General features: G+C 56.4%; 24 protein-coding genes. 18 read left to right on the top strand and 6 right to left on the bottom strand.

The features are described from left to right. Positions 1-244: 244 nt before the first annotated feature. From cvpA to hisP, 7 genes are all read left to right on the top strand, one after another. Positions 245-730, top strand: coding sequence for a colicin V production protein (cvpA, locus tag EKL29_RS14265; RefSeq protein WP_021509181.1), 486 nt, complete (start codon positions 245-247; stop codon positions 728-730). A 36-nt stretch (positions 731-766) separates the two neighbouring features. Then, positions 767-2284, top strand: a complete 1518-nt coding sequence (gene purF, locus EKL29_RS14260) for an amidophosphoribosyltransferase (protein WP_120453053.1) — start codon at positions 767-769, stop codon at positions 2282-2284. A gap of 112 nt (positions 2285-2396) precedes the next feature. Beyond that, the gene (locus tag EKL29_RS14255; RefSeq protein WP_033750543.1) at positions 2397-2966 is read left to right on the top strand and encodes a UbiX family flavin prenyltransferase; all 570 of its coding nucleotides are present in this window, start codon (positions 2397-2399) and stop codon (positions 2964-2966) included. A gap of 270 nt (positions 2967-3236) precedes the next feature. Further along, on the top strand, positions 3237-4019 hold the full coding sequence (gene argT, locus EKL29_RS14250; RefSeq protein WP_120453055.1) for a lysine/arginine/ornithine ABC transporter substrate-binding protein ArgT: 783 nt from the start codon (positions 3237-3239) through the stop codon (positions 4017-4019). A 126-nt stretch (positions 4020-4145) separates the two neighbouring features. Next, complete coding sequence (locus tag EKL29_RS14245) at positions 4146-4832, top strand: histidine ABC transporter permease HisQ (RefSeq protein WP_120453056.1); 687 nt, start codon at positions 4146-4148, stop codon at positions 4830-4832. Continuing rightward, a complete protein-coding gene (locus EKL29_RS14240) occupies positions 4829-5545 on the top strand; it encodes an ABC transporter permease (protein WP_120453058.1) in 717 nt (238 codons plus the stop codon). Before EKL29_RS14245 ends, EKL29_RS14240 begins: the two co-directional genes overlap by 4 nt. 8 nt (positions 5546-5553) lie before the next feature. Beyond that, on the top strand, positions 5554-6327 hold the full coding sequence (gene hisP, locus EKL29_RS14235; protein WP_120453059.1) for a histidine ABC transporter ATP-binding protein HisP: 774 nt from the start codon (positions 5554-5556) through the stop codon (positions 6325-6327). A 36-nt stretch (positions 6328-6363) separates the two neighbouring features. Here the strand turns inward: hisP and EKL29_RS14230 are convergent, their stop codons facing one another. Beyond that, a complete protein-coding gene (locus tag EKL29_RS14230; protein WP_120453061.1) occupies positions 6364-7284 on the bottom strand; it encodes a TIGR01777 family oxidoreductase in 921 nt (306 codons plus the stop codon). A 172-nt stretch (positions 7285-7456) separates the two neighbouring features. Here EKL29_RS14230 and yfcF point away from each other — a divergent pair, with 172 nt between their 5' ends. Both yfcF and yfcD read left to right on the top strand, forming a co-directional pair. Beyond that, a complete protein-coding gene (gene yfcF, locus EKL29_RS14225; protein ID WP_126690014.1) occupies positions 7457-8098 on the top strand; it encodes a glutathione transferase in 642 nt (213 codons plus the stop codon). A 113-nt stretch (positions 8099-8211) separates the two neighbouring features. Further along, positions 8212-8730: an NUDIX hydrolase YfcD gene (gene yfcD, locus EKL29_RS14220; RefSeq protein WP_120453064.1), complete on the top strand. Its 519-nt coding sequence runs from the start codon at positions 8212-8214 to the stop codon at positions 8728-8730. 51 nt (positions 8731-8781) lie between these two features. Here yfcD and EKL29_RS23120 read toward each other — a convergent pair whose 3' ends face one another. The 3 genes from EKL29_RS23120 to ackA form a co-directional block, all read right to left on the bottom strand. After that, positions 8782-8925, bottom strand: coding sequence for a hypothetical protein (locus EKL29_RS23120; protein WP_158618935.1), 144 nt, complete (start codon positions 8923-8925; stop codon positions 8782-8784). 153 nt (positions 8926-9078) lie between these two features. Next, a complete protein-coding gene (pta, locus tag EKL29_RS14215) occupies positions 9079-11223 on the bottom strand; it encodes a phosphate acetyltransferase (protein ID WP_205685215.1) in 2145 nt (714 codons plus the stop codon). A 66-nt stretch (positions 11224-11289) separates the two neighbouring features. Continuing rightward, entirely contained in the window at positions 11290-12492 is a 1203-nt protein-coding gene (gene ackA, locus EKL29_RS14210) for an acetate kinase (protein ID WP_126690013.1), read from the bottom strand. 339 nt (positions 12493-12831) lie between these two features. Between ackA and yfbV the strand changes: the two genes are divergently transcribed. The 3 genes from yfbV (at position 12832) to EKL29_RS14195 (ending at position 14596) form a co-directional block, all read left to right on the top strand. Then, positions 12832-13284, top strand: a complete 453-nt coding sequence (gene yfbV / locus EKL29_RS14205) for a terminus macrodomain insulation protein YfbV (RefSeq protein WP_120453069.1) — start codon at positions 12832-12834, stop codon at positions 13282-13284. A gap of 145 nt (positions 13285-13429) precedes the next feature. Next, a complete protein-coding gene (locus EKL29_RS14200; protein WP_126690012.1) occupies positions 13430-13924 on the top strand; it encodes a YfbU family protein in 495 nt (164 codons plus the stop codon). A 12-nt stretch (positions 13925-13936) separates the two neighbouring features. Then, a complete protein-coding gene (locus EKL29_RS14195; protein WP_126690011.1) occupies positions 13937-14596 on the top strand; it encodes a sugar phosphatase in 660 nt (219 codons plus the stop codon). Between the two features lie 28 nt (positions 14597-14624). On the opposite strand, the gene yfbR is transcribed toward EKL29_RS14195, so the two are convergent. Both yfbR and EKL29_RS14185 read right to left on the bottom strand, forming a co-directional pair. Continuing rightward, a complete protein-coding gene (gene yfbR / locus EKL29_RS14190) occupies positions 14625-15224 on the bottom strand; it encodes a 5'-deoxynucleotidase (protein ID WP_120453074.1) in 600 nt (199 codons plus the stop codon). Between the two features lie 68 nt (positions 15225-15292). Further along, positions 15293-16510, bottom strand: a complete 1218-nt coding sequence (locus EKL29_RS14185; protein WP_126690010.1) for a pyridoxal phosphate-dependent aminotransferase — start codon at positions 16508-16510, stop codon at positions 15293-15295. A gap of 960 nt (positions 16511-17470) precedes the next feature. On the opposite strand from EKL29_RS14185, the gene lrhA reads away from it, so the two are divergent. The 6 genes from lrhA to nuoF all read left to right on the top strand — a co-directional run bounded on the left by lrhA (position 17471) and on the right by nuoF (position 23966). Next, positions 17471-18394: a transcriptional regulator LrhA gene (gene lrhA / locus EKL29_RS14180; protein ID WP_033791641.1), complete on the top strand. Its 924-nt coding sequence runs from the start codon at positions 17471-17473 to the stop codon at positions 18392-18394. A gap of 663 nt (positions 18395-19057) precedes the next feature. Beyond that, positions 19058-19495, top strand: a complete 438-nt coding sequence (locus tag EKL29_RS14175) for an NADH-quinone oxidoreductase subunit A (RefSeq protein ID WP_120453078.1) — start codon at positions 19058-19060, stop codon at positions 19493-19495. 15 nt (positions 19496-19510) lie between these two features. Continuing rightward, positions 19511-20188 carry an NADH-quinone oxidoreductase subunit B family protein gene (locus EKL29_RS14170; protein WP_120453080.1) on the top strand — a complete coding sequence of 226 codons (678 nt, stop codon included), beginning with the start codon at positions 19511-19513 and terminating at the stop codon, positions 20186-20188. Between the two features lie 117 nt (positions 20189-20305). Further along, positions 20306-22105, top strand: coding sequence for an NADH-quinone oxidoreductase subunit C/D (nuoC, locus tag EKL29_RS14165; protein ID WP_120453082.1), 1800 nt, complete (start codon positions 20306-20308; stop codon positions 22103-22105). 2 nt (positions 22106-22107) lie between these two features. Next, entirely contained in the window at positions 22108-22623 is a 516-nt protein-coding gene (gene nuoE / locus EKL29_RS14160; RefSeq protein ID WP_120453084.1) for an NADH-quinone oxidoreductase subunit NuoE, read from the top strand. Positions 22624-22625: 2 nt separating this feature from the next. Next, complete coding sequence (gene nuoF / locus EKL29_RS14155) at positions 22626-23966, top strand: NADH-quinone oxidoreductase subunit NuoF (protein WP_179256397.1); 1341 nt, start codon at positions 22626-22628, stop codon at positions 23964-23966. Positions 23967-24036: the final 70 nt, after the last annotated feature.

Below are 24036 nucleotides of genomic sequence, written 5' to 3'. Positions count from 1 at the left end.
CAGGCGCCGCCGATAGCATAAAAAGGCGGCGCCGCACGCAGTGTTAAAGCGACGCTGGCTAATATAATTTATTAAGATTCAACGGCTTGTCCGGCTGAGTCTCCGTCGGGCGAGGAAAGTTTTTTTCATCGCCCTTTTTATGGAAGCTGAAAAGGAAAAGCGCTACGCAAACGTTTTCTTTTTCTGTTAGAATGCGCCCCGAACTGGATGCAGGGGTGCAAACGCACTGGCGCTGGAAGAGTTCATGATCTGGATTGATTACGTCATTATTGCGGTAGTTGGTTTTTCGGCTCTGGTCAGCCTGATTCGAGGGTTTGTCCGCGAAGCCTTATCTCTCGTTACCTGGGGATGCGCGTTTTTTGTCGCCAGTCATTACTACGCCTACCTTGCAGTCTGGTTTACAGGTTTTGACGACGAACTGGTGCGTAACGGTATCGCCATCGCGGTGCTGTTCGTCGCGACGCTAATTGTCGGCGCGATAGTCAACTATGTGATCGGCTCGCTGGTTGAAAAGACCGGCCTGTCGGGAACCGACAGGGTGTTGGGGGTCTGTTTCGGGGCGTTACGCGGCGTGCTGATCGTTAGCGCGATTCTTTTCTTCCTCGACACATTCACCGGCTTTTCCAAAAGTCCGGACTGGCAGCAGTCCCAGCTCATTCCCCAGTTCAGTTATATAATCAGATGGTTTTTTGACTACCTGAAAAGCACGTCGAGTTTTTTACCCCGGTGACGCCACCGGGAGTGCGGCTAATGAGGAAATGACAACATGTGCGGTATTGTTGGTATCACCGGGTTTATGCCGGTCAACCAGTCGATCTATGATGCGTTAACGGTGCTTCAGCACCGCGGGCAGGACGCCGCAGGCATTTGTACTATCGATGCGCTGAAGTGCTTCCGTCTGCGTAAGGCGAACGGCCTCGTCAGCGATGTCTTTGAAGCTCGCCACATGCAGCGTCTGCAGGGCAATATGGGGATCGGCCACGTTCGCTACCCTACCGCAGGCAGCTCCAGCGCCTCTGAAGCGCAGCCGTTCTACGTTAACTCGCCGTACGGTATTACCCTGGCTCATAACGGCAACCTGACCAACGCGCACGAGCTGCGCAAGCACCTGTTCGAAAAGGGCCGCCGCCACGTCAACACCACCTCAGATTCTGAAATTCTGCTTAATATTTTCGCGCAGGAGCTGGACCGTTTTCAGAACGACCCGCTGGAAGCGGACAATATTTTCGCTGCGGTAGCGGCGGTGCATCAGCAGGTGCGCGGCGCTTACGCCGTCGTCGCCATGATCATCGGCCACGGCATGGTCGCCTTCCGCGATCCCAACGGCATCCGTCCGCTGGTACTGGGCAAACGCGTGCTGCCGGACAGTCGCGTTGAGTATATGGTCGCCTCTGAGAGCGTGGCGCTCGATACGCTGGGCTTTGAATTCCTGCGTGACGTCGCGCCGGGCGAAGGCGTCTATATTACCGAGCAGGGCCAGCTCTTTACGCGCCAGTGTGCCGAGAACCCGAAAAGCAATCCGTGCCTGTTCGAGTATGTCTATTTTGCTCGTCCGGACTCGTTCCTCGACAAGATTTCCGTCTACAGCGCGCGCGTGCGCATGGGCACCAAGCTGGGTGAAAAGATTGCTCGCGAGTGGGAAGATCTCGATATCGACGTGGTGATCCCGATTCCGGAGACCTCTACCGATATTGCGCTGGAGATTGCACGCATTCTCGACAAACCCTATCGTCAGGGCTTTGTGAAAAACCGCTACGTCGGCCGCACCTTTATCATGCCGGGCCAGCAGCTGCGCCGCAGTGCCGTTCGCCGCAAGCTCAACGCCAACCGCGCCGAGTTCCGCGACAAGAACGTGCTGCTGGTGGATGACTCTATCGTACGCGGCACCACCTCTGAGCAGATTATCGAGATGGCGCGCGAAGCGGGCGCGAAACGCGTCTATCTGGCCTCTGCCGCGCCGGAAATTCGTTTCCCGAACGTCTACGGCATTGATATGCCGAGCGCAACCGAGCTGATCGCTCATGGGCGTGAAGTGGAAGAGATTTGCCAGTTAATCAAAGCTGACGCGCTGATTTTCCAGGATCTGGATGACCTGATTGAGGCGGTGCGCGAAGAGAACCCCGATATCGCCCAGTTCGAATGTTCGGTGTTTAACGGCGTCTATGTCACTAAAGATGTCGACCAGCAGTATCTGGAGTATCTCCAGTCGCTGCGCAACGATGACGCCAAAGCCCTTCAGCGTCAGAACGAAGTCGAAAACCTCGAGCTGCATAACGAAGGTTAATCGCGTTCTCAGCTATGATGAGATGAAAACGGGGCGGAGAAATCCGCCCCGTTTGTTTTCCCGATCCGGCACGCGCTATCATAGCGCCTTACTGAAACGGCAAGGAAGAAGTATGAAACGACTCATCATTGGCATCTCGGGCGCAAGCGGCGCGATCTACGGCGTGCGGTTGCTGCAGGTGTTGCAGCAGGTCAGCGAGGTGGAAACCCATCTGGTGATGAGTCCGGCGGCACGACAAACCCTGAGTCTCGAGACGGACTATACGCTGCGTGAAGTGCAGGCGCTGGCGGACGTGGTGCATGACGTGCGCGATATTGCCGCCAGCATCTCTTCAGGGTCGTTCAAGACCCTTGGCATGGCGATCCTGCCCTGTTCGATGAAAACTCTTTCCGGCATCGTGCACAGCTACAGCGACAGTCTGCTGACGCGCGCCGCCGACGTTGTGCTGAAAGAGCAGCGCAAGCTGGTGTTGGGCGTGCGCGAAACCCCGCTGCATATCGGCCATCTGCGTATGATGACCACTGCCGCCGAGCTGGGCGCGGTCATCATGCCGCCGGTGCCAGCCTTCTACCATCGACCGCAGTCGATCATGGAGCTGGTGGATCAGACGGTGAATCGCGTGGTTGATCAGTTCGATATCACGCTGCCGCAGGATCTTTTTACGCGCTGGAACGGTGCATGACCGTCAGATTTTGCACTATTGAGGTGCAAATGCGCGTGGGCGATCACTCTTCGTGCATTTGATGCACCAAAAGTTAACAAAGTCGCTTTTTCTCTCTTACATCACTGATATATTCCCCTCACAAACCCGGTGGAATCGCCTCGCTGGCGTTCTGCCGGGCGCGCTAATGGCTTGCATTGCTGGCATGAAATATGCAAGAAATATGTGGCTTAACAAGCGCAAACACACATCACGCACCCATAACAAAAAGCACTTCACTGAGGGTAATCTATGAAAAAGCGAGTTCTGGCTCTTTCTCTCATGCTGGGCCTGACCAGCGCCGCCAGCGTTTTCGCCGCGGTGCCGTCGTCGATTCGCATTGGGACTGACCCAACTTACCCGCCGTTTGAATCGAAAAACGCGCAAGGACAGTTAGTAGGCTTCGATATCGATCTCGCTAACGAAATCTGTAAACGCATGAATACCAAGTGCACCTATGTCGAAAGCGACTTCGATGCGCTGATCCCTTCGCTGAAGGCGAAGAAAATCGACGCCATCATCTCGTCGCTCTCTATTACCGCGAAACGTCAGGAAGAGATCGCTTTCTCCGACAAACTCTATGCGGCCAACGCCCGTCTCGTCGCGCCGAAAGGCTCGCCGATCCAGCCGACCATCGAGTCGCTGAAGGGTAAAAACATCGGCCTGCTGCAGGGCACCACGCAGGAAACTTACGCCAATCAAAACTGGCGGCCCAAAGGCGTTAACGTTACGCCTTACGCTAACCAGGATCTGGTCTATCAGGATCTGAACGCAGGCCGTATCGATGCGGCGTTCCAGGATGAAGTGCAGGCGAGCGAAGGCTTTCTGAAGCAGCCGGTTGGCAAAAATTACGCCTTCGCCGGTCCGGCGGTTAAAGACGACAAGATTTTCGGCGTCGGCACCGGTATGGGACTGCGTAAAGATGACAGCGAGCTGAAAGCGGCTATCGATAAGGCGTTCGAAGCGATGCGCAAAGATGGCACCTACGATAAGATCGCGAAAAAGTATTTTGATTTCAATGTGTACGGTGACTAACCCTGTCGACCTTTGCCTGATCCCTCTTCGTTGAGCCGCACGGCGCAACGCAAAATCTGGTCAGGACTGCCCGCTGGCGCGCCCGCGGGCAGGACATTCATCTTTCTCCACGACAGGATTGATTAAATGTTGTACGGCTATTCCGATGTTATTCTGAAAGGCACCCTGGTCACGCTGGAGCTGGCACTCAGTTCAGTCGTGCTGGCGGTGGTGCTCGGCCTGATTGGCGCGGGCGCGAAACTCTCCCGCAGTCGCCCGCTGGCGATGCTGTCTGAAGGCTATACCACGCTGATTCGCGGCGTGCCCGATCTGGTGCTGATGCTGCTGATCTTTTACGGTCTGCAGATCGCGCTTAACACGCTCACCGACGCTATGGGCCTTGCCCAGTTCGATATCGACCCGATGGTGGCCGGTATTATTACGCTCGGGTTTATTTACGGCGCCTACTTTACCGAAACTTTTCGCGGCGCGTTTCTCGCAGTGCCGAAAGGGCAGATCGAAGCCGCTACGGCGTTCGGCTTTACCGGTTCGCAGGTGTTTCGCCGCATCCTGTTCCCCGGCATGATGCGTTATGCGCTGCCGGGCATCGGCAACAACTGGCAGGTGATCCTAAAAGCCACGGCGCTGGTGTCGCTGCTGGGGCTGGAGGATGTGGTGAAGGCGACGCAGCTGGCGGGAAAAAGTACCTGGCAGCCGTTCTACTTCGCCATTGTCGCGGGCGCTATCTATCTCATCTTTACCACGCTGTCTAACGGCGTGCTGTGGTGGCTGAATCGCCGCTACTCAGTCGGCGTAAAAAGGGCAGAGCTATGATCGACATTATTCAGGAGTACTGGAAATCCCTGCTCTGGACCGACGGCTACCGCTTTACCGGCGTCGCCATTACCTTATGGCTGCTGATCCTCTCGGTAGTCATCGGCGGCTGTCTGGCGGTGCTGCTGGCGATCGCGCGCGTGTCGCCGAACCGCTTTGTCAGCATGCCGGTCTGGCTCTTTACCTATGTGTTCCGCGGTACGCCGCTTTATGTGCAGCTGCTGGTGTTCTACTCCGGCATGTATACGCTGGAAGTGGTGAAAGGCTCGGAGTTGCTGAACGCCTTTTTTCGCAGCGGGCTGAACTGTACGCTGCTGGCGTTTACCCTTAACACCTGCGCCTATACCACGGAGATCTTCGCCGGGGCGATCCGCGCCGTACCGCACGGCGAGATCGAGGCGGCGCGCGCCTATGGCTTCTCGACCTTCAAGCTCTATCGCTGCATTATTCTGCCGTCGGCGCTGCGCACCGCGCTGCCTGCCTACAGCAATGAAGTGATCCTGATGCTGCACTCTACGGCGCTCGCCTTTACCGCAACGGTGCCGGACCTGCTGAAGATCGCGCGCGATATTAACTCGGCGACCTATCAGCCTTTTACCGCGTTCGGCCTTGCGGCGGTGCTCTATCTGATTATCTCTTATGTGTTGATTAGCCTGTTCCGTCTGGCGGAGCGCCGCTTCCTCGCACACATCAAACCTTCGTCATCGCATTGAGTGGAACTATGGCTGATAACAAACTGAGCGTGACCGAACTGCATAAGCGTTACGGTGACCATGAAGTATTAAAAGGCGTCTCTTTACAGGCCGATGCGGGCGATGTCATCAGCATCATTGGATCGTCCGGCTCGGGGAAAAGTACCTTCCTGCGCTGCATTAATTTCCTGGAGAAACCGAGCGAAGGCACTATCTCCGTCACCAACGAGCCGATCAATCTGGTGCGCGACACGGACGGTCAGCTCAAGGTCGCCAATAAAGAGCAGCTGCGTTCGCTGCGCACCCGGCTGACCATGGTGTTCCAGCACTTTAACCTGTGGAGCCACATGACGGTGCTGGAGAACGTGATGGAGGCGCCGATTCAGGTGCTGGGGCTCAGCAAGGCGGAGGCCCGCACCCGCGCCATCAACTATCTCAACAAGGTTGGCATCGACGAACGTGCGCAGGCGAAATATCCGGTGCACCTTTCCGGCGGTCAGCAGCAGCGCGTCTCTATCGCGCGCGCGCTGGCGATGGAGCCGGAAGTGCTGCTGTTCGACGAACCGACCTCGGCGCTCGATCCTGAACTGGTGGGCGAAGTGCTGCGTATCATGCAGAAGCTGGCGGAGGAGGGCAAAACCATGGTGGTGGTCACCCATGAAATGGAATTTGCGCGTCACGTCTCCAGCCACGTGATCTTTCTGCATCAGGGCAAGATTGAAGAGGAAGGGCCGCCGGACGCGCTGTTTGGCAGTCCGAAAAGCCCACGCCTGCAGCAGTTTCTGAAAGGCTCGCTGAAGTAGACTTCCGCCTCCTCCGTTACGCGGAGGAGGCGGCCGTTAAGCCGCGCCTTTGCCTGCCGGTTTCCCCACCACATCCTGCAACGCCTCCTGCAAATCATACCAGCGAAAGCCGAAGCCGGAGGCTTCCAGCCGTTTCGGCAGCACATGCTGACCTCCAAGCACCAGCACCGCCGATTCGCCCATCATCATTTTGATGGCGCTGGCGGGCGTGCGCATAAAAGCCGGGCGATGCATAACATGGCCGAGCGTGGCGGCGAACTGCTCGTTGCGCACCGCGTAGGGCGCCACCATATTGAACGGGCCGCTGAGTTCGTCATGATCCAGCAGCCAGAGGATGGCGTTCACCATATCGTCGATATGGATCCATGGCAGATACTGTTTACCGCTGCCGATGGGGCCGCCGACGCCGAGCCTGAACGGCAGCTTCATTTTACTTAGCGCGCCCCCTTCGCTGGCCAGCACCACGCCGGTACGCATCAGGCAGACGCGGGTGCGCTCGCTCTGGGCGCTGAGCGCCAGCTGCTCCCAGCGCGCGCAGAGGCTGTGGGTAAACTCTTCCTGGCCCTGATCCTCCTCTGTCATCACCAGCTCGCCGGTATCGCCGTAGTAGCCAGTTGCCGAGCCGGAGATCAATACGCGCGGCGGAGAGTGGCTGGCGTTAATCAGCGAGGCGATGCGTTCGGTAATTTGCCAGCGGCTTTCGCACAGCAGTTGCTTCTGCTGTTCGGTCCAGCGCTTGTCGGCAATGGGTTCGCCCGCGAGGTTGATAACCGCGTCGATGCCGTCAAGGTTTTGCTGCTGCGCCAGTCCTGACCAGAGCGCGACGCCCGCGTCGAGCTTTTCGCGCGCGGCGGCGACATCGCGCGTAACAACGCTGACCTGATGTCCCAGCGTTAACAGGCGTGGAATAAGATGGCGGCCGATGAGTCCGGTGCCACCGGTCATAAGTATGTGCATCTCGCGTCTCCTTATCATTTTTCTGATACGCACTGTTTCAGCATAGAAGAAGCGCGGCCGCGCGCTGCTGCACTGCGTCGCGCTTTGAGAAGATCGGACCAGCAGGAGATTGCTTTGCTGAAAAAAAGTCGGTAAATATCAGGCTACCCGGAAAAGCCAGTTGAGGTAGCAGATGAATTACCCGTCCATCACCCTGTGGTCTGATTCATCGTTTTTTAGTCCTTACGCCATGTCGGTTTACGTTGCGCTCACGGAAAAAGGGGTGCCCTTTACGCTTAAACGCGTCGATCTCTCGCAAAATCAGCAGTTCGCCAGCGATTACCGCGCGCTGTCGCTGACCTGTCGCGTGCCGACGCTGCAGGTTGATGAGTTTGTACTGAGCGAGTCCTCTGCTATCGCTGAATATCTGGAAGAGCGTTTTCCTGCCCCTGAGTTTGAGCGACTCTACCCGCGCGATCGCGAGAAGCGCGCGCGGGCACGCGAGGTGCAGGCCTGGCTGCGCAGCGATTTCATGCCGATTCGTCAGGAGCGGCCAACTGAAGTGTTGTTTGCGGGCGAGCGTTTCCCGCCGCTGACCCCGGCGGCCACGCAGGCGGTGGAGAAACTGATTGCGGCGAGTCTGCGTCTGTTGCCGGATAACCAGCAGAATTTATTTGGCGAGTGGTCTGTTGCCGACACGGATCTGGCGGTGATGCTGAATCGACTGGCGCTGCACGGCGACGCGCTGCCCGATAAGCTCAGGGAATATGCTGAATTTCAGTGGCAGCGCGCCTCGGTTCAGCTCTGGCTGGCGGAAAGCGGCAAACAACGATAGTTTGCGCCGCTTGCTCAGGCGAGCGGAAGTGATTACCTTACAGCACACTATAACAACGACGTGGCAATCAGGCGCGTGTCGCACGGCACGCCAGAACAGAAAAGGGTTACCGGATGGTGGATCAAACCGCGGGCGACGGCATCGAGTGGGTCGATATCGTCAATGAAGAGAATGAAGTGATTGCGCAGGCGACACGCGCGCAGATGCGCGCGCAGCGTATGCGTCATCGCGCCACCTATATCGTGGTGCATGACGGCGCAGGCAAGATTCTGGTGCAGCGCCGCACCGAGACCAAAGACTTCATGCCCGGCATGCTGGACGCCACCGCAGGCGGCGTGGTGCAGAGCGGCGAAGATCTGCTGGAATCGGCGCGCCGCGAGGCCGAGGAGGAGCTGGGCATTGCCGATGTGCCTTTCGCCGAGCACGGCAAGTTCTACTTCGAAGATGAGCATGTCCGCGTCTGGGGCGGTTTGTTCAGCTGCGTTTACCACGGCCCGTTCGCCATGCAGGAAGAAGAGGTGGATGAGGTGTTCTGGATGACCGCGGACGAGATTACCGCGCGCTGCGATGAATTTACCGATGACTCGCTCAAGGCGCTGTCGCTCTGGCTGACGCGCAACGGCGACGCGTAAGTTAGACCTGTTAAAAAAACGCCCTGATGGGCGTTTTTTGTTTTTGCGTACTTAAGTTTGTGCTTTCCAGGCGCAGAAAACGGTCTGTTGCGTAAAGCTGCTGTTTTCAGCCTTCACCATAAAGAAAACGCACATGACGTCCACGCCGCGCGGCGTTGCGTTCAGGCGACGAGTATGCAACTCGCTGTCGATCATGGCGGAACCTCGCTGGTGCGCTGAAACGGGATCTTTTCAGTGTTAGCGTGGCGGGCGAGTTTCGCCAGTGAGAAGAGGATAAAAAAAGAGCACGCTCGCGCATGCTCTTTAGAGGACTCAAAGGTCAAAGATCACTCCCTGTGTGGAGAGAGCTTAGCCTTCCGCCTGCTGCGACTGAATCGCGGTCAGGGCGATGGTGTAGACGATATCGTCGACCAGCGCGCCGCGCGACAGGTCGTTAACCGGCTTGCGCATACCCTGCAGCATCGGACCGATAGAGATCAGATCCGCCGAACGCTGTACCGCTTTGTAGGTGGTGTTGCCGGTGTTGAGATCCGGGAAGATAAAGACCGTAGCGCGACCCGCGACCGCAGAGTTTGGCGCCTTGGATTTGGCCACATCTTCCATAATCGCCGCGTCATACTGCAGCGGACCGTCGATCACCAGATCCGGGCGCTTCTCCTGTGCAATGCGTGTAGCTTCGCGAACTTTCTCCACGTCGCTGCCTGCGCCGGAGGTGCCGGTCGAGTAGGAGATCATCGCCACGCGCGGTTCGATGCCGAAGGCATGCGCAGAGTCCGCAGACTGAATGGCGATTTCCGCCAGCTGCTCCGCCGTCGGGTCCGGGTTGATGGCGCAGTCGCCGTAAACCAGCACCTGCTCCGGCAGCAGCATAAAGAACACTGAGGAGACCAGCGAGCTGTTCGGCGCGGTCTTGATCAGCTGCAGCGGCGGACGAATGGTATTGGCGGTGGTGTGCACGGCGCCCGACACCAGACCGTCGACTTCGCCGCTCTCCAGCATCATGGTGCCGAGCACCACGTTGTCTTCCAGCTGCTCCTGCGCAACCACTTCGGTCATGCCTTTGTTTTTACGCAGCTCGACCAGACGAGGCACATAGTTGTTGCGCACCACTTCCGGATCCACGATCTCGATGCCTTTGCCCAGTTCGACGCCCTGTGCGGCGGCGACGCGCTGGATCTCATCTGGATTGCCCAGCAGCACGCAGGTAGCGATGCCGCGCTCGGCGCAGATAGCGGCCGCTTTAACGGTACGCGGCTCATCGCCTTCCGGCAGCACGATGCGTTTGCCCGCTTTGCGCGCCAGCTCGGTCAGCTGATAGCGGAAGGCCGGCGGCGACAGGCGACGGCTGCGCTCAGAGGTGGCCGTCAGCGACTCGATCCAGTCGGCGTTAATATAGCTGGCGACATACTCCTGCACTTTTTCAACGCGCTGGGTATCGTCGCTGGGCACTTCGAGGTTGAAGCTCTGCAGGCTGAGCGAGGTTTGCCAGGTGTTGGTTTTCACCATAAATACCGGCAGGCCGGTCTGGAAGGCGCGCTCGCACAGCTTCGCGATGCGGCTGTCAATTTCGTAGCCGCCGGTCAGCAGAATGGCCCCAATCTCTACACCGTTCATCGCGGCGAGACAGGCGGCCACCAGCACATCGGGACGGTCCGCTGAGGTTACCAGCAGCGAACCTGGACGGAAATGCTCCAGCATATGCGGCAGGCTGCGCGCGCAGAAGGTCACCGACTTGACGCGACGAGTGGCGATCTCGCCTTCGTTGATCACTTCGGCGTCAAGGTGGCGACACATATCAATGGCGCGCGTGGCGATCAGATCAAAGCTCCAGGGCACGCAGCCCAGCACCGGCAGCGGACTGTCGGCGAACAGCTGTTTCGGATCGATATTGGCGACGCTGGCTTTGGTGGAGTCGTCGAAAATTTCCGACAGATCGGGGCGCGTGCGTCCCTGTTCATCCACCGGCGCATTCAGCTTGTTGATAATGACGCCGGTGATGTTTTTGTTTTTGCTGCCGCCGAAGCTGCTCTGCGTCAGTTCGATACGTTCTTTGAGCTGGGCAGGGGAGTCGTTACCAAGCGCCATAACAAAGACGATTTCGGCGTTCAGCGTCTTGGCGATCTCATAGTTGAGCGCGTTGGCGAACTGGTGTTTACGCGTCGGCACCAGACCTTCTACCAGCACCACTTCCGCATCTTTGGTGTTTTCATGGTAGCGAGCGATGATCTCTTCCATCAGCACGTCCTGCTGGTTAGCGCCCAGCAGTGACTCCACGCGCGACATTTTGAGCGGATCGGCGGCGGGAATCGACGAGTTCTTGCGGATGATCATCGTGGTCTGGTCCAGCTTATCGCCGCCAGCGCGCGGTTGCGCGATAGGTTTAAAGACGCTGAGACGAACGCCTTTACGCTCCATGGCACGGATCACGCCGAGGCTGACGCTGGTCAGGCCGACGCTGGTGCCGGTAGGAATAAGCATAATTGTACGTGACACGTTTGAACCTCGCTTTAGGTAGTGTCAAAACAACGCCGTCAGCCGAAGCTGACGGTGAAGGAAAAATCAGGCGGTAAGACGCGCCGCATCCTGGGCGATCACCAGCTCTTCGTTGGTCGGAATTACAATAGCCGGGCGAGTGCCCTCTTTATTGATAAAGCCGGATTTGCCGAAGCGCGCTGCCAGGTTGCGCTCGTGGTCAACCTCGAAGCCGAGCAGGCCCAGCTTTTTCAGCGATAGCTCACGTACCATCGCCGCGTTTTCGCCGATGCCGCCGGTAAAGATCACCGCATCCAGTCGGCCTTCCATCATGGCGCTGTAGCTGCCGATATATTTTGCCAGACGATGGCAGAATACATCCATGGCGCGTTTCGCGTCCTCTTTGGTTTCGTAGTTATCTTCAACGTAGCGGCAGTCGCTGGTGACGCCGGTCAGGCCCAGCAGGCCGGACTCTTTAGTCAGCAGCTTGTTGATGGCATCGACGCTCATGCCCAGCGTATCGTGCAGATAGAAGATGATAGCCGGGTCGATGTCGCCGCTGCGGGTGCCCATGACCAGGCCTTCGAGCGGCGTCAGTCCCATTGAGGTATCGACGCACTTGCCGTTGCGCACCGCCGCGACGGATGCGCCGTTGCCGAGGTGACAGGTAATGATGTTCAGCTCGTCGACCGGTTTGTTCAGAATCCTGGCCGCTTCGTGCGTCACATAGTAATGGCTGGTGCCGTGCGCGCCGTAGCGGCGAACACCATGCTCTTTATAGAGATGGTAGGGCAGGGCATAGAGATAAGACTCTTCCGGCATCGTCTGATGGAACGCCGTGTCGAAAACCGCCACATTTTTATCGGAAAGATGCGGAAAGTTTTTCATCGCCTCTTCAATGCCGATCAGATGCGCCGGATTGTGCAACGGCGCGAAAGAGGCATTGTCTTTAATGCCCTGCACCACAGCATCGGTGATAACGACAGATTCAGTCAGTTGCTCACCGCCATGAACGATGCGATGACCAATTGCAGCAATTTGTGCCGAAAGCTCTGGTTTTTGTGCCAGAATAGTTTTAACGATGAAATTCAGGGCTTCGCTGTGAGCGGCGCCGGCACCAAGAGGGGCTTCGTGTTTTTCTCCGTCCAGTTTCCATTTAATGCGCGCTTCCGGAAGGTGGAAGCATTCAGCCAGACCGGACAGGTATTCCTCTCCGCTGGCGGCATTCAGGATGGCGAACTTCAGTGAAGAGCTGCCGCAGTTCAGAACCAGTACTAACTTACTCGACATGGAAGTACCTATTTGTTAAAAGTGGCTAAAAATAAGGCAATCAGACTATCAGCGTAGCCCATGAAAGCGGGGAGATTAATGATAACCCCGTTGCGGTAGTCAAAATGTTGCTTCTCCGCAAAAAAATTTCGGTAATTTTACGCAATTTTTTGAAATTTGCTTAGCGAAAGCCGGCCGTTACGTTTGTCGTTTACCTTCTTACCCGCTTCCAGTACGTTATTGAGGCTGGGTCAGAATAGCGAGTGTCCCCTTTAAAGACAAAAATTTTTGAAGGATGTCACGTAAAGTTGTGTAGTTATAAAATAATTTTATTTTTTGCTGTTTTAGTTGAGGTCCGCCATGGCGAATGATTCTGGCACTACTGGCTGGTTCCGTATTTTTCAAAACGGCCAGCACTATATGAAGACCTGGCCGAATGACAAACGCCTCGCGCCTGTCTTTCCTGAAAACCGTGTATCGAGCGTGACCCGTTTTGCGATCCGCTTTATGCCGCCGCTGGCTGTTTTTACGCTGAGCTGGCAAATCGCGCTGGGCGGACAGCTGGGGCCGGCAGTCGCTACCGCGCTCTTTGCCTGTAGCTTGCCGATGCAGGGCCTGTGGTGGCTGGGCAAGCGCTCGGTAACGCCGCTACCGCCCACGCTGCTGCACTGGTTCCATGAGGTGCGCGCCCGGCTGGAAGAAGCGGGACAGGCGATTGCGCCGGTTGAGGGTAAGCCGACCTATCAGGCGCTTGCCGACCTGCTCAAGCGGGCATTTAAGCAGCTGGATCGCACCTTCCTTGACGATCTTTGATCGACCGCCTTTTTCCCGCTGAGAGAATTTGCCGCTCAGCCGGGGTTAAATCAAAGAAAAGTGATGCGGGCGTACCCGCATCACCCGCCTTATGCCATCATTTCCCGTCTAATTCTTGAGCGGCCGTTCGGCCCAGGAGCCTCTGATGGAAATGACCCACGCACAGCGTCTGATTCTCTCTAACCAGTACAAGATTATGGCGATGCTGGAGCCGGATAACGCCGAGCGCTATCGTCGTTATCAGACCATAATCGAGCGCGGCTACGGGCTGCAGATGCGCGAGCTGGATAAAGAGTTCGGTGAACTGACGGAAGAAACCTGTCGTACCATTATCGACATTATGGAGATGCACCATGCGCTGCATGTCTCCTTTGCCAATCTTGGCGATAAAGCCTCGCTGGATGAGCGTCGGCTCGCTTTCCTTGGCTTTGATGCCGCCACCGAAGCGCGCTATCTCGGCTACGTACGTTTTATGGTGAATACCGAAGGGCGTTATACTCACTTCGATTCCGGCACCCACGGCTTTAACGCGCAGACGCCGATGTGGGAAAAGTATCAACGTATGCGAGCGGTATGGCACACTTGTCCGCGTCAGTATCACCTGAGCGCGACTGAAATCGCGCAGATTATTAACGCCTGACGGGAGTGGCCTGTGACCTATTGCGGTTTTTTGTTTGATCTGGATGGCACGCTGGTGGACTCTCTGCCTGCCGTAGAGCGGGCGTGGAGTAACTGGGGAGCGCGGCACGGCATCGCAGCCGATGAGATTCTGAGTTTTATTCACGGCAAGCAGGCGATCACCTCGCTGCGCCATTTTATGGCGGGTCAGCCGGAGGCGGCCATTCAGGCGGAGTTTCGCGCGCTGGAGCAAATAGAAGCGCAGGACACCGACGGCGTGCGCGCATTGCCGGGTGCGCACGCGCTGCTGACACATTTAGATGCGCTGCAGATCCCCTGGGCTATCGTAACGTCCGGCACAAAACCGGTAGCGCAGGCGCGCCATCAAGCTGCTGGCCTGCCGCTGCCGTCGGTCTTTATTACTGCCGAACAGGTCGAGAAGGGCAAGCCGGAGCCGGATCCCTATCTGCTCGGGGCGCAAAAACTGGCACTGCCGGCGGAGAAGTGCGTGGTGGTGGAGGACGCGCCAGCCGGGATCCTCTCTGGTCTGAACGCCCGCTGCGCGGTTATCGCACTCAATGCGCCCGTCGATACGCCGCGCCTGACGGAAACCCTGATGCAGCTTAACTCGCTAGCGTCACTGCAGGTTACGCCGCAGGCCGAAGGCGGCTTTTCCCTGCACCTGAAAAGATAAAACCAGGCGGCGGCATCACGCCGCCGCGTTACAGCGGTGAATCCTGCGAGATTTCGTCCAGCGACAGGCTGAAGCTGGGAATAAACACCTCGACGAAATAGTCCATTTCCGGCGAACGGCGCTGCTGCAGGGTTTTCTCCAGACGCGCCTTGGCCAGCAGGAACTCATTATTGCCTGCGGAAAGCTCTTCCAGACATTTCAGATAGGCGCAGAGCGCGTCCGCCTGTTTTACCACCGACTGTTCCGCTTCGCTGTGCTGATGCTCATCAAGCAGCGGGCGGTAAACCTCCTGCAGTTCTTCAGGAAGCATCTCGATCAGCTTCTGCTGGGCAATCTTCTCTATCTTTTTGTACTCATGAGCGATTTGCGCGTTGTAATACTTAACCGGCGTCGGCAGATCGCCCGTCAGTACCTCGCTGGCGTCATGGTAAAGCGCCAGCATCGCAATACGATCGGCATTGAGACTGCCGTTGAACTTTTTGTTTTTAATCACGGCGAGCGCATGCGCCACCATCGCGACCTGCAGACTGTGCTCAGAAACGTTTTCAGTGCGCACGTTGCGCATCAGCGGCCAGCGGTTGATCAGTTTAAGGCGGGAAAGATGGGCGAAAAAGTGGCTTCGGGTCATGCGTTATCCTGTCAGCAACGGGGGAAGCGTCACGCTTCCCCAAATGCTGTCAGTATACGCGGCAGGTTTTACTGGCGATACCCTTGCAGGAAACGGTCAAATTTACCGATCGCCATCTCCAGATCGTCGACGCGCGGCAGCGTGACGATGCGTACGTGATCCGGCCACGGCCAGTTAAAGGCGGAGCCCTGAACCAGCAGCACTTTTTCCTGCAGCAGGAAGTCCAGCACCATTTTCTGGTCGTCGTGAATATTGAACTTTTTCGCGTCGATGCGCGGGAACATATAGAGCGCGCCGTTCGGTTTCACGCAGCTGACGCCGGGGATATCATTGATCAGCTCCCAGGCGCGCTGGCGCTGCTCATAGAGGCGGCCGCACGGCGCGATAAATTCGCTAATGCTCTGATAGCCGCCCAGCGCGGTCTGGATCGCATGCTGCGCTGGCACGTTGGCGCACAGACGCATGGACGCCAGCATCTCCAGCCCTTCAATATAGCCTTTGGCATGTTTCTTCGGCCCGTTAAGCACCATCCAGCCCTGACGGAAACCCGCCACGCGGTAAGTTTTAGAGAGGCCGTTAAAGGTGATGGTCAGCAGATCGGGCGCCAGCGCGGCGATCGAGTGGTGCTGCGCTTCGTCATACAGGATCTTGTCGTAAATTTCGTCGGCGAAAATGATCAGGTTATGCTGTCGCGCGATCTCAACGATCTCCAGCAGCAGCTCTTTACTGTAAACCGCGCCGGTGGGATTGTTCGGGTTAATGATGACGATGCCGCGCGTGCGTGGCGTGATTTTACTGCGAATATCGTCAAGATCCGGGAACCAGTCTGAGGATTCGTCGCACAGATAGTGCACCGCTTTGCCGCTGGAGAGCGACACCGCCGCCGTCCAGAGCGGATAGTCGGGCGCGGGCACCAGCATCTCGTCGCCGCTGTTCAGCAGCGCCTGCATCGCCTGCACGATCAGCTCTGAAACGCCGTTGCCGATATAGATATCTTCAACCGTGACGTCGCGCATATCGCGCGCCTGGTAGTGCTGCATAATCGCTTTACGCGCGGAATAGAGGCCTTTTGAATCGCAGTAGCCCTGAGCGCTGGGCAGATTGCGGATCACATCGACCAGAATTTCGTCGGGCGCTTCGAAACCGAAAGGCGCAGGGTTGCCAATATTGAGCTTGAGGACTTTGTTGCCTTCTTCTTCGAGACGTTTAGCCTCTTTAAGTACCGGCCCGCGAATGTCGTAACAGACGTTTTCCAGCTTGCCGGATTTATCAATTTGAAAAGTCATTTTTAATCGCCTTTGTGGGCAGAATCCTTTTGCTGCCGCAGAAATCAAACCAGCACAATGTACTCTCCTCATAGCGACAAAAGAAGGGCAGCGGCAGGTTTTGGCGTCTTTGCCATCTTTTTACGGTAGCTATGGCGTAATGCATAATTTCTTTGCAATTAGCTGGTTACAAAAACTGATTTTTTGTTGCCGAGCGATATTTTTCTCTACGGAGCGGCCTTGTGGCTGTAAACAGCGCTGTCCGCTTTTTGAAGAAGTAATCAAGAAGTTTTACGCCGAATTAAAACCGCAAACGCAAGTAGATGAACAGGGAAATAGTTAAGCTATTTTACATAAATGCTTAAAAAAGCGTCCGGCCTGATCGACAGATAAGCCAACCCGGAAGCGATCGCGCCTGCCGGGGCGCGTTTATGGCTGAAAATAGCCGGAAAAGTTCCCTGTGCGAAAGGTCCATTGCTTACCCAATAAAAGGTATTTAAGGCCTATCTTCGCACTTTATCTCGCTTTTCAGAAACAGGGCGGTTAAAAGTTGAACAGCGATATGCCAGGATGGGCTTGAAATGCGATCTGGTCAAAAATTACGATGCTTTTCACAAAATCATTTCCATTTTGAACGTAAAAATGATTAAGTATAATTTATTATTTGTCGCATTTAGCCGCTACGCAATTCATAATCCGGTAGCTGGCTTTTTCCGTCCGCTGAAGGTACGGAACCCTAGACACCAACGCAGCTTCCTGCATTTGCGCTCCCGCGCTGTCGGTCCAGAAGTTGTTTCTGTCTACTTAACGCTGCCTTCCCGCTGTTTCGGGATGCGCGTTTGTCGGTATACGTCTGACACGAATTTCTTTGGCGGTCTAACACAGGGCCGGCAATGAGCATCATTACCGCTTATCTCTTTGATAAGTAGCGTAATAACACCAGGGTAGTAGTTTTTTAAAAATCTTATAAGTGAAGAAAACATGACTAATGCAAATCGTCCGATACTGAATCTCGACCTCGATCTGCTGAGAACGTTTGTTGCCGTTGCGGACCTGAACACCTTTGCGGCCGCCGCTGCCGCTGTGTGCCGAACCCAGTCAGCCGTCAGCCAGCAGATGCAACGTCTGGAGCAATTGGTAGGTAAAGAGCTGTTTGCCAGACATGGACGTAATAAATTATTAACTGAGCATGGTATTCAGCTTTTAGGCTACGCCAGGAAAATCCTGCGTTTCAACGACGAGGCCTGTACATCGCTGATGTACAGCAACATCCAGGGCGTACTGACCATCGGCGCTTCAGATGACACCTCTGACACCATCCTGCCGTTTCTGCTGAACCGCGTAACCTCGGTTTATCCGAAGCTGGCGATCGATGTCCGTGTAAAACGTAACCCCTTTATGATGGAGATGCTGAACCAGGGCGAAGTCGATCTGGTTGTGACGACCTCAAGTCCCGGCAGCTTTACTCATCAGGTGCTGCGTACGTCGCCCACGCTGTGGTACTGCGCGGCGGATTATATTTTTCAGCGCGGCGAAGCGATTCCTCTGGTACTGCTGGATGAACCCAGCCCGTACCGCGATATGGCGATCGATCACCTCAACGAGGCGGGCATTCCATGGCGTATCTCTTACGTCGCCTCTACGCTCGCTGCAGTCCGCGCCGCGGTGAAAGCGGGGCTGGGCGTCACTGCGCGTCCGGTGGAGATGATGAGTCCTGAACTGCGCGTAATGGGCGCGGCGGAAGGCCTGCCTGTGCTGCCGGATACGCAATATCTGCTGTGCCGCAATCCTGACAGCGATAACGAGCTGGCGCTGGCGATTTTCAACGCCATGCAGTCCACCAACGATCCCTACAATCTGAGTGCCAACCCGGACGGGACGCTGTTGCTCGATGATGAAGAGTAACCCGCAGACAACATTGCCGGTTTCTTTTTAATCTCGCGGTCAGTCAGGCAAACTGTAATAAAAAAGCCCTTCGTTATGCTTACGCATCGAAGGGCTTTTTTTTATTCATTTAAAACGAACGCGTACTACCGCTTCACCTGCTAGTCTCTCTTTAACCCCTCAACAAAACAACACCACATTTCAGTCAAGTAAATAATGGAATTTCTTGTCTGAAAATTTGAAAGGCCTGTTCCGTATTTGCGCAACATATGCTGAAAAAAAGGACAAAAAGGCGGGTTTTGTGTCCTGGATCAAAAAAATAACCCTGACAAGGGGAAGGAAAATTCGTTAAAGCCTGCCAGAATACGTCGGATAAATGCACGATCCATGCATTTGCATTCCAGCTATATTCTAAAAGCCCATACAGACTGAAGCGATTTAGCTGGCATCGCGCGCATCATATGTTAAAATTTTGATGCGCGTGTAAAATAATGTTTGGATACTTTTGTCAAAGTTGACAAAAGGTTATAGAAAGGAGTAAAAGACCCCATAAAATTGCTGCCTAATTGATAATGACAGCATAATTTATAAGGTTTTTTTCCTTCCCTTAAATCGATGTGGTGCGTTTGCTGCAAGTGACCTGCGCAGGATGCCATCGCCACTTTTGATGAGTAAGCAAAGAGTATGTCAACAGCCACCGAAGTCGTCGCTCACCACTGGGCGTTTATCATATTTGTCATTATCGCTTTCGGCCTTTGCGCCTTTATGCTTGCCGGAGGATGGCTCTTAGGCGGCCGCGCCCGCGCTCGCTATAAAGAGACGCCGTTTGAATCTGGTATCGAATCCGTTGGCGACACCCATATCCGCCTGTCGGCGAAGTTCTACCTCGTCGCCATGTTCTTCGTCATTTTCGACGTGGAAGCGCTCTTTTTATACGCATGGTCGACCTCTATTCGCGAAAGCGGCTGGGTCGGCTTTGTCGAAGCCGCAATTTTCATTTTGGTGCTCCTGGCGGGGCTGGTCTATCTGGTGCGTATCGGCGCGCTGGACTGGGCGCCTGCACGCCGTCGCGTGGTGGTCAAATCCAGCCCGATCGGTCACACCAACCCTCATAAGCAGTAAAAGCGAGGCAATCTGATGGACTATACGCTCACCCGCATAGACCCCAACGGTGGTGAGAACGACCGTTACCCTCTGCAAAAACAGGAGATCGTAACCGATCCCCTTGAGCAGCACGTTCATCGCAGCGTCTACATGGGCAAGCTCGAGCATGCCCTGCATGACATGGTGAACTGGGGCCGTAAGAATTCCCTGTGGCCCTATAACTTTGGTTTGTCCTGCTGCTATGTAGAGATGACCACCTCCTTTACCGCCGTGCACGACGTGGCGCGTTTTGGTGCGGAAGTTATGCGCGCCTCGCCGCGTCAGGCGGACTTTATGGTGATCGCCGGTACGCCCTTTACCAAAATGGCGCCGGTGATTCAGCGTTTGTACGACCAGATGCTGGAGCCGAAGTGGGTGATTTCGATGGGCGCTTGCGCTAACTCAGGCGGCATGTACGACATCTACTCCGTGGTGCAGGGCGTGGACAAGTTTCTGCCGGTCGATGTCTATATTCCCGGCTGCCCGCCGCGTCCTGAAGCCTATATGCAGGCGTTGCTGCTGCTGCGCGAGTCGATCGGTAAAGAGCGCCGTCCGCTGTCGTGGGTCGTTGGCGATCAGGGCGTTTATCGCGCCAATATGCAGTCGGAACGTGAAAGAAAACGCGGCGAGCGCATCGCCGTCACTAATCTTCGCACCCCTGACGAAGTGTAAGAACACCGTACATGGATGGATTCCACGGCCGCGGCAAAACATCACAATTTAATGCGCGGCCCCATCCTGACGCCTTCTTTTGAGTGCCTGGCGACAGGCCGGAATGGTGAGTAACGTATGACAGATTTAACCACGCACGATCTCGCTCAGCCTGCATGGCAAACCCGGGATCACCTGGATGACCCGGTGATCGGCGAGCTGCGTAACCGTTTTGGGCCGGATGCCTTTACCGTTCAGCCTACCCGCACGGGCCTTCCCGTGGTCTGGGTAAAGCGCGAGCAGCTGCTGGAGATCGTGACATTCCTGCGTAAACTGCCGAAACCTTACGTCATGCTCTATGACCTGCATGGCATGGATGAGCGTTTGCGTACCCACCGCGCCGGTCTGCCCGCCGCGGATTTTTCCGTTTTCTACCATTTTCTGTCGATCGAACGTAATCGCGACATCATGCTCAAGGTGGCGCTGTCGGAGAACGATCTGCATCTGCCGACGCTGACGAAAATCTTCCCGAACGCCAACTGGTACGAGCGCGAAACCTGGGAGATGTTCGGCGTAACCTTTGATGGCCACCCGCACCTGACGCGCATCATGATGCCGCAGACCTGGGAAGGGCATCCGCTGCGTAAAGATTATCCGGCGCGCGCCACAGAGTTCGACCCCTTTACGCTCACCAAACAGAAAGAAGATCTGGAGATGGAGGCGCTGACCTTCAAGCCAGAAGACTGGGGTATGAAGCGCAGCACCAACAGCGAGGACTTTATGTTCCTCAACCTGGGGCCGAACCACCCGTCGGCGCACGGTGCCTTCCGTATTATTCTGCAGCTGGACGGCGAAGAGATCGTCGACTGCGTGCCGGATATCGGCTATCACCACCGCGGCGCGGAGAAGATGGGTGAGCGCCAGTCATGGCACAGCTATATTCCCTATACCGATCGCGTGGAGTACCTCGGCGGCTGCGTAAACGAAATGCCTTACGTGCTGGCGGTGGAAAAACTCGCTGGCATCGTGGTGCCGGATCGCGTCAACGTTATTCGCGTCATGCTCTCTGAGCTGTTCCGCATTAACAGCCATCTGCTCTACATCTCGACCTTTATTCAGGACGTCGGCGCGATGACGCCGGTCTTCTTCGCCTTTACCGATCGCCAGAAGATTTATGACGTGGTTGAAGCCATTACCGGCTTCCGTATGCATCCGGCCTGGTTCCGCATCGGTGGCGTAGCGCACGATCTGCCGAAAGGCTGGGAGCGCCTGCTGCGCGAGTTCCTCGACTGGATGCCGAAGCGCCTGAAAGAGTATGACAAAGCGGCGCTGCGCAACAGCGTGCTGGTCGGCCGTTCAAAAGGCGTTGCCGCCTATAACATGGAAGAGGCGCTGGCCTGGGGCACCACCGGCGCCGCGCTGCGTGCCACCGGCCTGGATTTCGACGTGCGTAAATGGCGTCCCTATTCAGGTTATGAAAACTTCGACTTTGAAATTCCGGTTGGAGCTGGCATCAGCGATGCCTACACGCGCGTACAGCTGAAGATGGAAGAGATGTGGCAGTCGCTGCGTATACTTGAGCAGTGCCTGAACAATATGCCGGAAGGTCCGTTCAAGGCGGATCACCCGCTGACCACACCGCCGCCAAAAGAGCGTACGCTGCAGCACATTGAAACGCTGATCACTCACTTCCTGCAGGTTTCATGGGGCCCGGTTATGCCGGCCAACGAATCGCTGCAGATGATTGAGGCGACCAAAGGGATCAACAGCTACTACCTGACCAGCGACGGCAGCACCATGAGCTATCGCACCCGCGTGCGCACGCCGAGCTTCCCGCACCTGCAGCAGATCCCGTCGGTGATCCGCGGCAGCCTGGTATCCGACCTGATCGTTTACCTCGGTAGTATCGATTTTGTTATGTCAGACGTGGACCGCTAATTATGCACGATCAAAAAATTGCCATTCATACGATCGACCCGAACGAGGTCTTCGTGCTGAGCGCGGAAGAGCATCACGCTATCGAGCACGAAAAACACCACTATGAAGATGCGCGCGCGGCGTCGATTGAGGCGCTGAAGATTGTGCAGAAGCAGCGCGGCTGGGTGCCGGACGGCGCCATCCACGCTATCGCCGAGGTGCTGGGCATTCCGGCGAGCGACGTCGAAGGCGTCGCCACCTTCTATAGCCAGATTTTCCGTCAGCCGGTCGGCCGTCACGTTATCCGCTATTGCGACAGCGTAGTGTGTCACATCACCGGCTATCAGGGCATTCAGGCGGCGCTGGAGCAGAATCTCAATATCAAGCCTGGCCAGACCACGGCGGACGGCCGGTTTACGCTGCTGCCGACCTGCTGTCTGGGCAACTGCGACAAAGGCCCGACCATGATGGTGGATGAAGATACGCACGTTCATCTGACGCCGGAAGGCATCGCCTCATTACTGGAGCAGTATCAATGACCATCAAACAGATCATTCGTACTGCGGAAACGCATCCGCTCACCTGGCGCATGCGCGATGACCAACAGCCGGTATGGTTCGAAGAATATCGCAGTAAAAACGGCTATGCGGGCGCGGAAAAAGCGCTGAACGGCATGGCGCCGGACGAAATTGTCGCGGCGGTGAAAGATTCGGGCCTGAAAGGGCGCGGCGGCGCAGGCTTCTCCACTGGTCTGAAGTGGAGCCTGATGCCGAAAGACGAATCTATGAACATCCGTTACCTGCTGTGTAACGCCGATGAGATGGAGCCGGGCACCTATAAAGACCGCCTGCTGATGGAGCAGATGCCGCACCAGCTGGTGGAAGGCATGCTGATCAGCGCCTTCGCGCTGAAAGCCTATCGCGGCTACATCTTCCTGCGCGGCGAGTATATCGAAGCGGCGGTGAATCTGCGTCGCGCCATCGCGGAAGCGACCGAAGCGGGCTTCCTCGGTAAAAACATTCTCGGCACCGGGTTCGACTTCGAGCTGATCGTACACACCGGCGCGGGCCGCTATATTTGCGGCGAAGAGACGGCGCTGATCAACTCGCTTGAAGGTCGTCGCGCCAACCCGCGTTCCAAGCCGCCGTTCCCGGCGAGTGCGGGCGTGTGGGGCAAGCCGACCTGCGTTAATAACGTGGAAACGCTCTCCAACGTACCGGCGATCCTGGCCAACGGCGTCGAGTGGTACAAAGGCCTGTCGAAAAGCGACGATGCCGGCACCAAAATGATGGGCTTCTCCGGTCGCGTAAAAAATCCAGGCGTATGGGAACTGCCGTTCGGCATTACCGCACGTGAAATCCTGGAAGATTATGCAGGCGGCATGCGCGACGGTCTGCGCTTTAAAGCCTGGCAGCCGGGCGGCGCGGGTACCGACTTCCTGACCGAGCAGCATCTCGATCTGCCGATGGAGTTCGCCAGCATTGGTAAAGCAGGCAGCCGCCTCGGTACGGCGCTGGCGATGGCCGTTGACCACGAGATCAATATGGTGTCGCTGGTGCGCAACCTGGAAGAGTTCTTCGCGCGCGAATCGTGCGGCTGGTGTACGCCATGCCGCGACGGCCTGCCGTGGAGTGTGAAAATCCTGCGCGCGCTGGAGCAGGGCAAAGGGCAGCCGGGCGATATCGAAACCCTGCAGCAGCTTTGCCGCCAGCTTGGTCCAGGCAAAACTTTCTGCGCCCACGCGCCCGGCGCAGTGGAGCCGCTGCAGAGCGCCATTAAATATTTCCGTGAAGAGTTTGAAGCCGGCATTGCGCCGCAGGTCTTCGGCAATACGCGCGCAATTGGCGGTATTCAGCCTAACCTGCTGAAAGCACGCTGGTAATTCGCCGCAGCACACGGAACCGGCTCTGCGCCGCTGCCCCAAAACCGGGGCAAGAATATGATTAACGCTC

This window comes from Pantoea sp. YU22, from assembly GCF_003970755.1.
Classification (GTDB): Bacteria; Pseudomonadota; Gammaproteobacteria; order Enterobacterales; family Enterobacteriaceae; genus Pantoea; species Pantoea piersonii.
The sequence above is the reverse complement of the archived record's forward strand: the minus strand, read 5'-3'. Positions and strand labels throughout refer to the sequence as shown.